Below are 14199 nucleotides of genomic sequence, written 5' to 3'. Positions count from 1 at the left end.
AATAGTATATTTCGCTTTATGACCATAATGTTACACTAGTGTTACAAATATGATTATAGTAGAAAATGCATTAAAACAAGGTTTTTGAGTGTTTATTTAAAAAAACGTAAAAAAAATGTAATAAAATTTACGTAATTATATTGCAACGTAATAATAGTTATGTTACATTAATGTTACAAACGTTACGTAATTAATTTCAATGTAACGTTAACATGAAAACTATGAACTGATCATTTCTTAAAAATTACATATAGATAACTTATAAAAAAGGAGAATGAATGATATGAACAACGAGCAAGTATTAAACGTAACAAAAGGTGACTTCTTAGGATCAGCAAGCGGAGCAGTAGTATTAACAGCATTAATCGTATTTCTTTCAAGCGTACTAGTATAATAGAAGTTTTATAACAAAAATAAGAGAAGGGAGAATGAAAATTATGAACAACGAGCAAGTATTAAACGTAACAAAAGGCGACTTCTTAGGATCAGCAAGCGGAGCGGTAGTATTAACGGCATTAATCGTATTTCTTTCAAGCGTACTAGTATAATAGAAGTTTTATAACAAAAATAAGAGAAGGGAGAATGAAAATTATGAACAACGAGCAAGTATTAAACGTAACAAAAGGCGACTTCTTAGGATCAGCAAGCGGAGCGGTAGTATTAACGGCATTAATCGTATTTCTTTCAAGCGTATTAGTATAATAGAAGTTTTGTAACAAAAATAAGAGAAGGGAGAATGAAAATTATGAACAATGAGCAAGTATTAAACGTAACAAAAGGTGACTTCTTAGGATCAGCGAGCGGAGCGGTAGTATTAACAGCATTAATCGTATTTCTTTCAAGTGTATTAGTATAATAAAAGTTTTGTAACAAAAACAAAAGAAGGGAGAATGAGGAATATGAACAAGGAACAAGTATTACAAGTAACAAAAATGGATATTTTAGGATCAGCAAGTGGAGCAGCAGTATTAACAGCGTTTATTATATTCCTTACAAATGTATTAGTATGATGAATATAGATAACAATAAGTTTTTATACACCGTACGTACCATTATTCTAAAAAAATAAAGACTCTAGCATATTAGTAAATAGTTAATATGTTGGGGTCTTTTTTATTTTTCTCTCATATATCCCCTCAAGTATTAATATTCTCTCCTTATCCCGTAAAAGCCCGCTGATTAAAGTTTCACTGTATTTTAAAGAGAAAAAAGTCGAATTTTATATGTAAGAAAAAAAGAGGAATTTGACAGAAAAGATAGAAAATTTTAAAGGTCAGAAATTGTTAGCCTGCTAACTAATTTCTATTAATTGATGTTGGAAGCGTTTTCGGTTTGTTTTAAGTATGAGCCATTTAATCTATTTACAGGGGGATGAAGATATTATGAAACAAAAATCTATGGATACGCTAGCTGCACAAATGGAGGACTTTTTTCCGGTACGTGATGTAGATCATTTAGAGTTTTACGTAGGGAATGCAAAACAATCGAGTTATTACCTTGCGAGAGCGTTCGGATTCAAAATTGTGGCTTACTCTGGATTAGAAACTGGAAACCGTGAAAAGGTATCTTACGTTCTTGTACAAAAAAATATGCGTTTCGTTGTGTCTGGGGCTTTAAGTAGCGATAATCGTATCGCAGAGTTTGTAAAGACTCATGGTGACGGCGTGAAAGATGTAGCTTTACTTGTTGATGATGTTGATAAAGCATATTCGGAAGCGGTGAAACGTGGTGCCGTCGCAATTGCTCCACCTGAGGAGTTAACAGATGAGGACGGTACATTGAAAAAAGCAGTTATTGGTACGTATGGTGATACAATTCACACGCTTGTAGAGCGTAAAAATTATAAAGGAACATTTATGCCAGGATTCCAAAAGGTGGAGTTTAATATTCCATTTGAAGAGTCTGGTTTAATCGCTGTAGACCATGTAGTTGGTAACGTTGAGAAAATGGAAGAGTGGGTTAGCTATTACGAGAACGTCATGGGCTTTAAACAAATGATCCATTTCGACGATGATGATATTAGTACAGAGTATTCGGCGTTAATGTCAAAAGTTATGACGAATGGAAGTCGTATTAAGTTCCCTATTAACGAACCAGCAGATGGAAAAAGAAAATCCCAAATTCAAGAATACCTAGAGTTCTATAACGGAGCAGGTGTACAACATCTTGCTTTACTAACAAGTGACATTGTAAAAACAATTGAAGTACTTCGTGCAAATGGCGTGGAGTTTTTAGATACACCAGATACGTATTACGATGAATTAACGGCACGTGTTGGGAAAATTGATGAAGAGATCGATAAATTAAAAGAATTGAAGATTTTAGTAGACCGTGATGAAGAAGGTTATTTACTGCAAATCTTTACGAAACCAATTGTCGATCGTCCAACTTTATTTGTTGAAATCATTCAACGTAAAGGTTCTCGTGGATTTGGTGAAGGGAACTTTAAAGCATTATTCGAATCAATTGAAAGAGAACAAGAGCGTCGCGGAAACTTATAAGATTTGTATCCACCAGCAAGAATTCTTTTGCTGGTGGAAATTTCATTTTTATAGGGAGGAATTATGATGAAATTTGTTACATTTCGTCTCCCTTCGAAAGAAATGCGAGCTGGGTGGCTTGAAGGTGACAAAGTAATCGATATGAATATTGCTAGTGAAGGGAAAGTACCTTCCTCTATGCTCGCCTTTTTAGAGAAAGCGGATGAGTATGTAGAATTGCTGTGTAATATTAAGAATCCAGACAAGGGTATATATTCCTTAGAAGAAGTACAATTGACAGCTGCTCTTCCAAATCCGAGTAGCATTCGAGATTTCTATGCATTTGAACAGCATGTAAAAACAGCTCGCGGACGAAGAGGGCTAGATGTTGTACCTGAATGGTATGATATCCCGGTTTTTTATTTTACTAACCACCGTGCTGTTATTGGACCAGATGATTTTGTTATTGGTCCAAAGAAGTCTAAAAAACTTGATTATGAGTTAGAGATTGCTTGCGTAATCGGGAAAGAAGGACGAAACATTTCTCGTGAGCAAGCAGAGGAATATATTTTTGGGTACTGTATTATGAACGACTGGAGTGCAAGGGACTTACAAGCGGCGGAGATGAAAGTAGGGCTTGGCCCAGCGAAAGGGAAAGACTTTGCAACTTCATTAGGAGCGTACCTCGTTACGAAAGAGGAATTAGACATTTATCGTAATGGTAATCGATGTGATTTAGAGATGACTGCTCACGTGAATGGAAAACTATTATCAAAGGGAAACTTCCAAGATATTTACTATACGTTTGCTGAAATGATTGAACGTGCTTCACAAGACGTGACCTTACATCCAGGAGATGTGATTGGTTCTGGAACAGTAGGAACAGGATGTATTTTAGAACTTGGCACAGAAGAGTGGCTACAAGATGGAGATGTTGTAGAGCTGTCGATTACTGGTTTAGGTACGTTACGTAATACGGTCAAAAAAGACATGAAAGCAGGTGATGGGCATGTTTTATCGTCACATGGGGGAGCTACCTCATAAACGACATGTACAATTTCGTAAAAAAGATGGAGCGCTTTATCGTGAACAGGTAATGGGAACAAAAGGTTTTTCTGGTACGCAGTCTATTTTGTACCATCATTATATGCCAACGGAAGTAGGTCATGCGGCATTATCTCATTCTTGTCAGTTGCAGTATGAAGAAGATGTAGCTCTTGCTCATCGTCATTTTCGCACGAAAGAAAATAAAAAAACTGGCGATGCAGTAAGTGGAAGAAACTTCATGCTTGGGAATGAGGATTTATTAATTGGAGTAGTGACTCCAACAGAAAAAATGGACTATTTCTACCGTAATGGTGATGGCGATGAAATGTTATTTGTTCATTATGGAACAGGAAAAATCGAAACAATGTTCGGAACGATTCACTATAGAAAAGGTGATTATGTAACGATCCCAATTGGAACGATTTATCGTGTTATTCCAGATGAAGGAGAGACTAAGTTTCTTGTCGTAGAGGCAAATAGCCAAATTACAACACCAAGTCGCTATCGCAATGAGTATGGACAATTATTAGAGCATAGTCCGTTTTGTGAAAGAGATATTCGTGGTCCGGAGAAATTGGAGACATATGATGAAAAAGGTGAGTTTGTCGTAATGACAAAGTCGAGGGGTTATATGCATAAGCATGTTTTAGGGCACCATCCGTTAGATGTTGTTGGCTGGGATGGCTATTTATATCCATGGGTATTTAATGTTGAGGATTTTGAACCAATTACAGGTCGCATTCATCAGCCACCACCAGTGCATCAAACATTCGAAGGTCATAATTTTGTTATTTGCTCTTTCGTACCACGCTTATATGATTATCATCCAGAATCAATTCCGGCACCATATTATCATAGTAATGTGAATAGTGATGAGGTACTTTACTATGTAGAAGGTAACTTTATGAGCCGAAAAGGTGTGGAAGAAGGTTCTATCACGCTTCATCCGAGCGGGATTCCACATGGGCCGCATCCTGGAAAAACAGAAGCGAGTATAGGGAAGAAAGAAACACTTGAATTGGCTGTTATGATAGATACATTCCGTCCGCTTCGTATTGTAAAACAAGCACATGAGACGGAAGATGAAAAGTACATGTATAGCTGGATTGAAGAGGGTTCATATACCGTGAAATAAGTAAAAAAAGGCATGCTCAATAAAGGAGCATGCCTCTTTTGTGGAATCGACATGTATAATAATACCAAAAACAGTTATGAAAAGATATATAGATATGATTGTGTGAATTTTTTTATAGAAAGAATGATAAGGGTATAGCGTGTATCTCGATAGTTTTCTGTTTATTTCGACAAAAGTATTGACTAAAAAACATGTCGTGGGTAAAATGAGGAAAGTAAATTAAATTTTCAGAAAACTAAAAACATGGAGGAGCACAGTATGAAGCAAATTTTTCAAAAGAAGCCGATTTCAACGTTACTGCAAGAAAGTAAACAAAAGACATTATCGAGAACGTTAGGGGCACTTGATTTAACAATGCTTGGAATCGGAGCAATTGTTGGAACTGGTATTTTTGTTCTTACTGGCGTTGTAGCAGCGAAACATTCTGGACCAGCTATTATATTATCATTTGCTATAGCTGCATTAGCTTGTGCCTTTGCTGCATTTTGTTACGCTGAATTTGCTTCTTCAGTTCCTGTCTCAGGAAGTGTGTACACGTACACGTATGCGACGATGGGAGAAGTATTTGCATTCTTAATTGGCTGGGATTTAATGCTCGAGTATTTATTAGCTACATCTGCTGTAGCCAATGGATGGTCAGCGTATTTTCAATCATTATTAAAGGGATTTGGGATTCATATTCCGACCATTCTCTCCTCAGCCCCTGGTACAGGAAAGGGTGGAATAATTGATTTACCTGCAGTTCTAATTATTTTAGTTATGACGGTTCTTTTATCTAGAGGTGTTCGTGAAAGTGCTCGTGTAAATAATATAATGGTATTTATTAAACTAGCAGTTGTTCTTATTTTTATCTTCGCTGGATTTAATTATGTAAAACCTGAAAATTGGACACCTTTTATGCCATTTGGGTTAGATGGTGTAATGGCTGGAGCAGCTACAGTTTTCTTTGCATTCATTGGATTCGATGCTGTATCAACAGCTGCAGAAGAAGTGAAGCGCCCGCAACGCGATTTGCCGATTGGAATTATTGCATCGTTACTAGTTTGTACGGTTCTTTACATTGTTGTTTCACTTATTTTGACAGGGATTGTTCCATACGGTCAGTTGAATATATCAGATCCAGTTGCTTTCGCACTTCAATTTATTGGACAAGATGGTTTGGCGGGAGTGATATCAGTAGGAGCAATTACAGGAATTACAACTGTAATGCTAGTTATGATGTATGGGCAAGTTCGTGTTTCATATGCAATGAGCAGAGATGGATTGTTGCCGAAGCGTCTTGCTAAAGTTCATCCGAAATTTAAAACACCATTTTTAAATACATGGACAACAGGTATTATTGCAGCACTTATTTCAGGATTAATAGATTTAAATGTTTTAGCACACCTTGTAAATATGGGGACTTTGTCAGCCTTTGCACTTGTAGCCGTTGCTGTCATTGTGATGAGAAGAACTCATCCTGATTTACCAAGGGCATTTAAGGCGCCGCTCGTACCATTTTTACCAGCATTAACAGTTATCTTTTGCTTATATTTGATGCTTCAATTATCAGCAACAGCTTGGATCAGTTTTGGTGTTTGGATGGTTATCGGTGTAGTAGTTTATTTCGCCTATAGTAGAAAGCGTAGTGTTTTAAATAGTAGTAAAAAAGAGGAAGATGTAGCGAATTTATAAGGAAAAGATCCGTTCTAATGGGATTAGAACGGATCTTTTATTTTGAAAATTTACACTTTTCTAAAAATGTTATAGAATAATGTGTGGTGAATTAGGGGGGGAAGATATGAGAAATACGTGGCGAGAGTTACGAGAAATGGATCGAAACATATGGATTCGGTTTATTGGCGAAACATTAAATGGAATTGCGATGATGATGTTAATGCCTTTTTTTGCATTATATTTAAAAGATAAGGTGGATTCTTTATTACAAGTTGGGATTATTATGTCGCTTTCTCCAATCGCCGCAAGCTTTGGCTCACTTATAGGCGGAAGAATAGCTGATATATATGGAAGAAAGCCAATTATGATATTTTCAATGGTGAGTAATGCGTTATTAATGCTTGGTTTTTTATTTATCGAAGGATTTATTCCATACGCTATTTTATCTATTTTTTTAGGGTTAAGTAATTCTTTATTTCATCCAGCAGCATCAGCGATGGTGGCAGATGTGACGGCACCAGAAAAAAGAACAGAGGCATATGGTTTATTGCGAATGGGACACAATATTGGTGCTGCAATTGGGCCGATACTGGGAGTGTCAGTAGTTGTTTTATCGAAGAACCTTGTTTTTATTATCGCCTCGTCGACAATGCTGTTTTATGCATTACTTGTATTAATTCTTATTCAGGAGACAATGCCAAAAAACGCAGATAAAAAAGAAGAGAATGAAGAGAAGGAATCAGGTGCAGTTTGGAAAATTTTAATGAGAGATAAGGCGTTAATGATTTATTTGTTAGCGGGAATCATTATTTCTATGGGGTTTTCTCAAACAGAAGGCATGTTGCCGCTTCATTTTGATAACGAAATGAAAAATATTTTCGGAACTAACAATCCATATCCATATTTAATGGCGTTAAATGGTCTATTAGTTGTTTTATTTCAATTTCAAATTTCAAAATGGGCGACAGATAAACCTGTCGGAAAGACGATGTTATATGGTGCGTGCTTGTTCGGGATTGGTTTGTTTTTAATAGGGTGGTTACCGAAATGGTTTGGTGGATTAGATACAAATGCTACAATTATTTTAATAACGTTAATGCTCGTTTATGCAATATATACATTAGGTGAGATGATTATGTCACCGGTACAGATGACGTTTGTAGCAAATTTAGCTCCGGAACATTTAAGAGGGACTTATATGGGAGCGGCAAGTTTACAGTGGATTACAGGAAATGCATTCGGTCCACTTCTTGGTGGTTTTCTATTGGATCGCTTGCTTGGTCACTTCTTATTTACAATTTTAGGTGTAGGGTGTTTAGTTGCAGGCTTTGTATACGTTTCTTTAGATCGTCTTGTTGAGCAGAGGCAAAAAGATACGCTTACAAAACAGTCTTCTTAATAAAATGAAACTTTAATCAATGTTTTTTCATCCTCCACAAATGGTGGGATAATATAGATGCCATACACAAAAAGTGGATTTCTACATATTTTAGGTACATAACTAGATCAGATAGCAATCTTGCTTTAAAGTTTAATTTTGTTTAGGTGTGTAGAAATTAAAGAGAAAAAGTGTAGAAAACCAATAAGTGGTGTCTTTTAATTATTTGTGGAAGTTACATTTTATTTCAAATAGGAACTACCTATTTTTATAAAAAGTGCTAAAATAGAAAAATGAAAACAATTGGTTAGGGTGATTTCAGTGACAAAAATTAAATTAGGTTTATTATATGGTGGAAAATCAGCTGAGCATCAAGTTTCGTTACAAACGGCTCTTGCTGCTATTAAAGCATTAAATCAAGATAAATTCGAGATTCATCCAATTTATATTACAGAACAAGGCCAATGGATGCGTGGAGAGCGTATTGAAGGCCAAGTAACAAATGTTGAGGCATTACAAATGAGTGGGGAAGAGAATACAATCTCTCCTGTATCATTAAGTACAGAAATTATCCCAACTGCAACTTCTAAACAAGAAGATGCAATTGATGTTATTTTCCCATTATTACATGGACCGAATGGTGAAGATGGAACAGTACAAGGGTTATTAGAATTACTAAACATTCCATATGTAGGTAACGGTGTTTTAGCATCATCTGCTGGTATGGATAAAGTTGTTATGAAAAATATCTTTGCAGAAGCTGGATTGAAACAAGCGAAATATGCATCTTTCATTCGTAGCGCATGGGAAAAAAATCGTGAAACAGCGTATGAAAAAGTAGAAGAAGTATTAGGATATCCTTGCTTCGTAAAACCAGCAAACCTTGGTTCAAGTGTTGGTATTAATAAGTGTAACGATCGTGAAGAGCTTGAGAATGCATTCGAAGAGGCATTCCAATTTGACCGTAAAATTATTGTAGAAGAAAATATTGTAGGTCGTGAAGTAGAAGTTGGTGTATTAGGTAATGATGAGCCGAAATGTTCAGTTGTAGGTGAAATTGTACCGAAAAAAGATTTTTATGATTACAAATCGAAATACATCGATGGTGATACAGCGTTAATTATTCCAGCTGAAATGACAGAAGAAGAGTCTAATGTAATTAAGCGAGATGCAATTATTGCATTCCAATCATTAGATGGTTCGGGTTTAACACGAGCTGATTTCTTCTTAACGAAAGATGGAGAAGTATATATTAACGAAGTAAACACAATGCCAGGATTCACGCCGTTTAGTATGTTCCCTCTATTATGGCAACATACAGGGTTACCGTATCCTGAATTAATTGAAGAGCTAATTCGCTTAGCGATTGAGCGCCACGAAGAAAAACAAAAAATTAAATATACAATCTAACAAAAAAGGAGGAAGCACTATTCGAAGGAATAGTGCTTCCTCTATGTAAGGAGTGTTTTCATGATAAATCGAACGTTAAAACAAGTAGAGCAGATGATAAATGGTACTGGATTAGCAGAGCGGTATGAGGGAATTACTATACAAGGAGTGTCTATTGATACGAGGAAAATTGAAAAAGGAAATTTATATGTTCCAATTCAAGGTGAACGTTTCGATGGACATGCTTTTGTAGATAAAGCTGTTGAAAACGGGGCGATTGCTACATTATGGATGAAAGATGTAGAAAACCCACCTGAAAATCTTCCGGTTATTTTTGTAGAAGATACACTAGCAGCATTGCAAATGTTAGCGAAAAACTATCGTGATCAATTGGATGTAAAAGTTGTTGGTGTAACGGGTAGTAATGGTAAAACATCTACGAAAGATATTGTAACAAGTATTCTTGCGACTAAATTTAAAGTTCAAAAAACAGAAGGTAATTTCAACAACCACATCGGTTTACCTCTTACTATTTTAAATTTAGAGGAAAATACAGAAGTAGCTGTATTAGAAATGGGCATGTCAAGCCGAGGAGAAATTGAATTTCTATCTAAGTTAGCTCGTCCTAATGCAGCTATTATCACGAACATTGGTGAGGCACACTTAATGGATTTAGGCTCTCGTGAGGCGATTGCTGAAGCGAAGTTAGAAATTGTTACAGGTTTACAAAAGGGTGGCGTGTTCGTATATAATGGAGATGAGCCGCTATTAACGAATCGTGTTCCAGAAATGAATTTAGCAGCTGAAACAGTTACATTTGGTGATGCGAGAGCAAATGATTATTATCCAACTACTGTAACATTACAGGCTACTGGGACACACTTTAAGATGAACAGGGATGAAACTTTGTCATTCTATCTGCCAGTACTAGGAAAGCATAATGTATATAATACGCTTGCTTCAATGGCAATTGCAAAACACTTTGGTGTAACGTGGGAAGAAATGAAAAAAGGTTTAGTAACACTTCAAATGACAGGTATGCGTATGGAAATTGTAAAAACAGATAGTGGTTTAACAATTATCAATGATGCTTATAATGCTAGTCCAACAGCTATGGAAGCTGCGTTCCACCTAATGAATGGCTTAGATGGATTTGCTAAAAAAATTGTTGTACTTGGTGATATGTTAGAACTTGGAAATCAAGAAGTGCAATTTCATTATGAAGTAGGTAAATTAATTGATCCAGCAAAAATCTCATATGTATTCACATATGGTAGATTAGGGGCTCAGATTGCTGAAGGTGCAAAAATTAATTTCCCTAAAGACCGTGTAAAAGCGTATGATAGTAAAGAAGAGTTAATAAAAGAGTTGCAAGCAGTAGTAGGTACGAAAGATGTTGTATTAGTAAAAGCATCTCGCGGCATGAAATTAGAAGAAGTAATTAAGATGTTGAAATAATTGGTGTATATAAATAGGGATGATAGCCACGAAAATAGTGGAAACTTATAATAAGCGCTTACAGTAAATGATAAAAAAATAAAAGTAAAGAAAAAAGCTCTGAATATGAAATAAGGTAACAGTTGGGGTTTGCTTTTTACACCTACAAAACTTATAATTGATAAAGTGTAATAACGTTTAGAAGTATTTTCGTGAAGAATATACGCCCGGTTATATACGTAAGTATTCAGGAAAAGGGCTTTTCCGCAAGTTCGGAAAACGCCTTTTTTTAAATGATAAGTATAGGATAGAAAAGGAGAAGTAACATTGACAACATTTCGAGAATTAGGATTAAGTGAGTCTTTACTGCAATCTGTTGAAAGTATGGGCTTTGAAGAGGCTACGCCGATTCAAGCTGAAACAATTCCACATGCATTGCAAGGTAAGGATATTATTGGGCAAGCGCAAACAGGTACAGGGAAAACAGCAGCATTCGGATTACCACTATTAGATAAAGTGGATACAAATAAAGAAGCAGTTCAAGGTATTGTTATCGCGCCAACGCGTGAATTAGCAATTCAAGTTGGAGAAGAGCTATACAAAATTGGTAAACATAAACGCGTTCGTATTCTACCAATTTATGGTGGTCAAGATATTAACCGCCAAATTCGTGCTCTAAAAAAACACCCACACATTATTGTTGGTACGCCGGGTCGTATTTTAGATCATATTAACCGTAAAACACTTCGCTTACAAAACGTAGAGACTGTTGTTCTTGACGAAGCGGATGAAATGTTAAACATGGGCTTCATTGAAGATATTGAAGCGATTTTAACAGATGTGCCAGAAACACATCAAACATTATTATTCTCAGCGACAATGCCAGATCCAATCCGTCGTATTGCTGAGCGTTTCATGACTGAGCCTCAACACATTAAAGTAAAAGCAAAAGAAGTAACAATGCCAAACATTCAGCAGTTCTATTTAGAAGTGCAAGAAAAGAAAAAGTTTGACGTGTTAACACGCTTACTAGATATTCAATCTCCAGAGCTTGCAATCATATTCGGTCGTACAAAGCGTCGTGTTGATGAATTATCAGAAGCATTAAACTTACGTGGTTATGCAGCAGAAGGTATTCACGGTGACTTAACACAAGCGAAGCGTATGTCTGTATTACGTAAATTTAAAGAAGGTGCTATTGAAGTTCTTGTTGCAACAGACGTTGCTGCACGTGGTCTTGATATTTCAGGCGTAACACACGTATACAACTTCGATATCCCACAAGATCCAGAATCATACGTTCACCGTATCGGTCGTACTGGCCGTGCAGGTAAAAAAGGTATTGCAATGTTATTTGTAACACCACGTGAATCAGGACAATTAAAAAATATCGAGCGCACAACAAAACGTAAAGTTGATCGTATGGAAGCACCGACACTTGACGAGGCATTAGAAGGTCAACAACGTTTAATCGCAGAAAAGCTTCAAAGTGCAATCCAAAATGAAAACTTATCATACTACAAGCGTATTGCAGAAGAAATGTTAGAAGAGAATGACTCTGTAACAGTAGTAGCTGCTGCTTTAAAAATGATGACAAAAGAGCCGGATACAACTCCAATCGCTTTAACATCAGAACCACCAGTTGTTTCAAGAGGTGGCGGTTCTAAAAAACGCGGTGGTAACGGTAACGGAGGCGGATACCGTGATGGTAACCGTAATCGTAGTCGTGATGGACGCGGCGGTGGCGATGGTCGTAACCGTGACCGTAACCGTGATGGACGCGGCGGTGGCGATGGTCGTAACCGTGATCGTAATCGTGATGCTGGTAGCCGTGATGGTAACCGTGGTCGTAGAGGTGAAGGTCAAGGTCGCCCTGGATCTTCTTCAAATGGACGCGGCGAAAGAAAACATCATAGCCGTCCACAAGCTTAATAAAAAAGAGAATGCCCTTTGTTGGCATTCTCTTTTTTTATTTCTGTAATTGTGCATACTACATAATAACTCGTATAGAAATGAGGTGCTATATGCTTGTAAGACTTGGGTATGTTGCGATGAGTGTGCATTTGAAGAATGCATCTCCATCTCAAACGATGACATATGCACAGTTTCAGCGGATTGATGATCGAGAGGCTGCAATTCGTAAACTCGAAAGAATTGCTAATTCGAATTTGGAAAATTGCTTACGGTTATTAAAGCATAATAAAGGACATGATGTATCTTTCTTTCGACTTAGTTCCAAGCTTATTCCTTTAGCGAATCATGAGGAGTTGTTAGATTGGAACTATATTCGTCCTTTAAAAGAAAATCTGAAAGAATTAGGTGAATATGCAATTCGTATGAATATGCGAATTGACTTCCATCCAGATCATTTTGTTGTACTAAATTCACCCGAGGAGAGTATTTTCAAACAATCTGTAAAGACATTGCAGATGCACAAAAAATTGCTTGCGGGTATGGGAATTGAACATAAGCAACGATGTGTATTACATGTGGGAGGAGGTTATAACGATAAGGAGCTCGCATTAGAACGCTTTATAGAAAATTGGTCAACTGTTCCAAGAGGTATTCAAGAGATGATTATATTAGAAAATGATGACACGACCTTTTCTTTAGAAGAAACATTATATTTAGGTGAGAAATTAGATATTCCAGTCGTGTTTGATTTGCATCATCATATGATGAATAATGACCAGGAAGATTGGCATGAAGATTGGGCACGTGTTGTACATACGTGGGAATCGTCTTTGTTACCAGTTAAAATGCACATCTCTAGTCCTAGAGATGGAAAAGACCCGAGAGCACACGCGGATTTTATTGATGTAGATACCTTCTTATCTTTTTTGAAAAAGATAAAGGGGAGTGTTCCGCAAATTGATTGTATGATTGAGGCGAAGAAAAAGGACGAGTCTTTATTTCAACTAATGAGAGATTTAAGTAAACAAACAGATGTGGAAATTGTCGATGGTGCGAGCTTCTATATTAAATAAGCTCTGCGCCATCGATTTTTTTGTCCCGATTGGTGAGGGCTGATTAAAGTTTCACTTTATTAAAAAAGGGGTGCAAATGCCGCCGATTATTAAGCCGGTTAAATGGCTTATAGGATTGGCAGAAGGATTAAAGAAAGTAAATAGCAGTAATATGAGTATCATTATTGAAAAAATAGCGATGTCTCTTGGTTTTGAAGAGCGATACCGACTATACAATAAAAATAATTGGGCGCCTAGTAATCCGAAAATACCACCAGATGCTCCGGCGTGAATATATTCAAGAGGCATAATAATATAAGAAGAAATATTCCCGAGAATGCCAGAAAGGAAAAAAATAATGATGAAAGAAAAGTGTCCTATTTGTTTTTCGATAGAAGAACCGAATACAAATAAACAAATACTATTAGAAAGAAAATGCTGTAAGTCTACGTGTACAAGTAAGGAAGTTATGACACGCCACCATTCTCCTTTAGCGATATATTCATTGTAGGCTGCCAGGTGAAAGAGGGAAAAGTCGCTCAATATAATCATGACTAATTGTATAAGAAGTAAAGAGATGACAATCGGTTGTAGAGAAATGCGAGTGGATGGTATTAGCATGTTGTTAGTATCACTCCTTTTGCATCAGAAAGATTCTCTGTTATTCTTACAATATGAATGAAGAAAGCTAAATAGAAGAAGGGGATTTTG

16 protein-coding genes are annotated in these 14199 nt (G+C 36.5%); 15 read left to right on the top strand and 1 reads right to left on the bottom strand.

Annotated features, from left to right (window positions below; all coding sequences use genetic code 11):
* Positions 1-283 precede the first annotated feature (283 nt).
* The 14 genes from QCI75_RS25515 (at position 284) to uvsE (ending at position 13509) form a co-directional block, all read left to right on the top strand.
* Positions 284-394: a DUF3948 family protein gene (locus QCI75_RS25515; RefSeq protein ID WP_001058532.1), complete on the top strand. Its 111-nt coding sequence runs from the start codon at positions 284-286 to the stop codon at positions 392-394.
* Between the two features lie 34 nt (positions 395-428).
* Positions 429-548, top strand: a complete 120-nt coding sequence (locus QCI75_RS25510) for a DUF3948 family protein (RefSeq protein ID WP_002074222.1) — start codon at positions 429-431, stop codon at positions 546-548.
* Positions 549-582: 34 nt separating this feature from the next.
* Positions 583-702, top strand: a complete 120-nt coding sequence (locus QCI75_RS25505) for a DUF3948 family protein (protein ID WP_002074222.1) — start codon at positions 583-585, stop codon at positions 700-702.
* 43 nt (positions 703-745) lie between these two features.
* Positions 746-856: a DUF3948 family protein gene (locus tag QCI75_RS25500; RefSeq protein ID WP_001058532.1), complete on the top strand. Its 111-nt coding sequence runs from the start codon at positions 746-748 to the stop codon at positions 854-856.
* 43 nt (positions 857-899) lie between these two features.
* Complete coding sequence (locus QCI75_RS25495; protein ID WP_105587145.1) at positions 900-1010, top strand: DUF3948 family protein; 111 nt, start codon at positions 900-902, stop codon at positions 1008-1010.
* A 372-nt stretch (positions 1011-1382) separates the two neighbouring features.
* Positions 1383-2501, top strand: coding sequence for a 4-hydroxyphenylpyruvate dioxygenase (hppD, locus tag QCI75_RS25490; protein ID WP_144506108.1), 1119 nt, complete (start codon positions 1383-1385; stop codon positions 2499-2501).
* A 66-nt stretch (positions 2502-2567) separates the two neighbouring features.
* Positions 2568-3524, top strand: coding sequence for a fumarylacetoacetate hydrolase family protein (locus QCI75_RS25485; RefSeq protein ID WP_144506109.1), 957 nt, complete (start codon positions 2568-2570; stop codon positions 3522-3524).
* Positions 3490-4662, top strand: a complete 1173-nt coding sequence (locus QCI75_RS25480; RefSeq protein WP_098778399.1) for a homogentisate 1,2-dioxygenase — start codon at positions 3490-3492, stop codon at positions 4660-4662. The genes QCI75_RS25485 and QCI75_RS25480 overlap by 35 nt, the downstream gene beginning before the upstream one ends.
* Positions 4663-4920: 258 nt before the next feature.
* Positions 4921-6336 (top strand): branched-chain amino acid transporter BcaP, encoded by a 1416-nt coding sequence (bcaP, locus tag QCI75_RS25475; protein ID WP_144506110.1) that lies wholly within the window; start codon positions 4921-4923, stop codon positions 6334-6336.
* A gap of 106 nt (positions 6337-6442) precedes the next feature.
* Positions 6443-7717, top strand: a complete 1275-nt coding sequence (locus QCI75_RS25470; protein ID WP_144506111.1) for an MDR family MFS transporter — start codon at positions 6443-6445, stop codon at positions 7715-7717.
* A 300-nt stretch (positions 7718-8017) separates the two neighbouring features.
* Positions 8018-9106 (top strand): D-alanine--D-alanine ligase, encoded by a 1089-nt coding sequence (locus QCI75_RS25465; protein ID WP_144506112.1) that lies wholly within the window; start codon positions 8018-8020, stop codon positions 9104-9106.
* Between the two features lie 60 nt (positions 9107-9166).
* Positions 9167-10543, top strand: a complete 1377-nt coding sequence (gene murF, locus QCI75_RS25460) for a UDP-N-acetylmuramoyl-tripeptide--D-alanyl-D-alanine ligase (protein WP_144506113.1) — start codon at positions 9167-9169, stop codon at positions 10541-10543.
* A 306-nt stretch (positions 10544-10849) separates the two neighbouring features.
* Positions 10850-12454 (top strand): degradosome RNA helicase CshA, encoded by a 1605-nt coding sequence (gene cshA, locus QCI75_RS25455; RefSeq protein WP_144506114.1) that lies wholly within the window; start codon positions 10850-10852, stop codon positions 12452-12454.
* 92 nt (positions 12455-12546) lie between these two features.
* Positions 12547-13509, top strand: coding sequence for a UV DNA damage repair endonuclease UvsE (gene uvsE / locus QCI75_RS25450; RefSeq protein WP_353761397.1), 963 nt, complete (start codon positions 12547-12549; stop codon positions 13507-13509).
* 51 nt (positions 13510-13560) lie between these two features.
* Here the strand turns inward: uvsE and QCI75_RS25445 are convergent, their stop codons facing one another.
* Complete coding sequence (locus tag QCI75_RS25445) at positions 13561-14052, bottom strand: rhomboid family intramembrane serine protease (RefSeq protein ID WP_353761576.1); 492 nt, start codon at positions 14050-14052, stop codon at positions 13561-13563.
* Here QCI75_RS25445 and QCI75_RS25440 point away from each other — a divergent pair.
* Positions 14039-14170, top strand: a complete 132-nt coding sequence (locus QCI75_RS25440; RefSeq protein WP_353761581.1) for a hypothetical protein — start codon at positions 14039-14041, stop codon at positions 14168-14170. The genes QCI75_RS25445 and QCI75_RS25440 overlap by 14 nt on opposite strands.
* Positions 14171-14199: the final 29 nt, after the last annotated feature.

Source organism: Bacillus cereus group sp. RP43 (genome assembly GCF_040459645.1).
Taxonomy (GTDB): Bacteria; Bacillota; Bacilli; order Bacillales; family Bacillaceae_G; genus Bacillus_A; species Bacillus_A mycoides_C.
Note: the sequence above shows the minus strand (reverse complement) of the source record. Positions and strands in the feature narration are given on the sequence as shown.

Excerpts from the sequence above, each read along its gene's own strand:
- QCI75_RS25515 (WP_001058532.1), top strand. The coding sequence starts at position 284 with ATGAACAACGAGCAAGTATTAAACGTAACAAAAGGTGACTTCTTAGGA.
- QCI75_RS25510 (WP_002074222.1), top strand. The coding sequence starts at position 429 with ATGAAAATTATGAACAACGAGCAAGTATTAAACGTAACAAAAGGCGAC.
- QCI75_RS25505 (WP_002074222.1), top strand. The coding sequence starts at position 583 with ATGAAAATTATGAACAACGAGCAAGTATTAAACGTAACAAAAGGCGAC.
- QCI75_RS25500 (WP_001058532.1), top strand. The coding sequence starts at position 746 with ATGAACAATGAGCAAGTATTAAACGTAACAAAAGGTGACTTCTTAGGA.
- QCI75_RS25495 (WP_105587145.1), top strand. The coding sequence starts at position 900 with ATGAACAAGGAACAAGTATTACAAGTAACAAAAATGGATATTTTAGGA.
- hppD (WP_144506108.1), top strand. The coding sequence starts at position 1,383 with ATGAAACAAAAATCTATGGATACGCTAGCTGCACAAATGGAGGACTTT.
- QCI75_RS25485 (WP_144506109.1), top strand. The coding sequence starts at position 2,568 with ATGAAATTTGTTACATTTCGTCTCCCTTCGAAAGAAATGCGAGCTGGG.
- QCI75_RS25480 (WP_098778399.1), top strand. The coding sequence starts at position 3,490 with ATGTTTTATCGTCACATGGGGGAGCTACCTCATAAACGACATGTACAA.
- bcaP (WP_144506110.1), top strand. The coding sequence starts at position 4,921 with ATGAAGCAAATTTTTCAAAAGAAGCCGATTTCAACGTTACTGCAAGAA.
- QCI75_RS25470 (WP_144506111.1), top strand. The coding sequence starts at position 6,443 with ATGAGAAATACGTGGCGAGAGTTACGAGAAATGGATCGAAACATATGG.
- murF (WP_144506113.1), top strand. The coding sequence starts at position 9,167 with ATGATAAATCGAACGTTAAAACAAGTAGAGCAGATGATAAATGGTACT.
- uvsE (WP_353761397.1), top strand. The coding sequence starts at position 12,547 with ATGCTTGTAAGACTTGGGTATGTTGCGATGAGTGTGCATTTGAAGAAT.
- QCI75_RS25440 (WP_353761581.1), top strand. The coding sequence starts at position 14,039 with ATGACTAATTGTATAAGAAGTAAAGAGATGACAATCGGTTGTAGAGAA.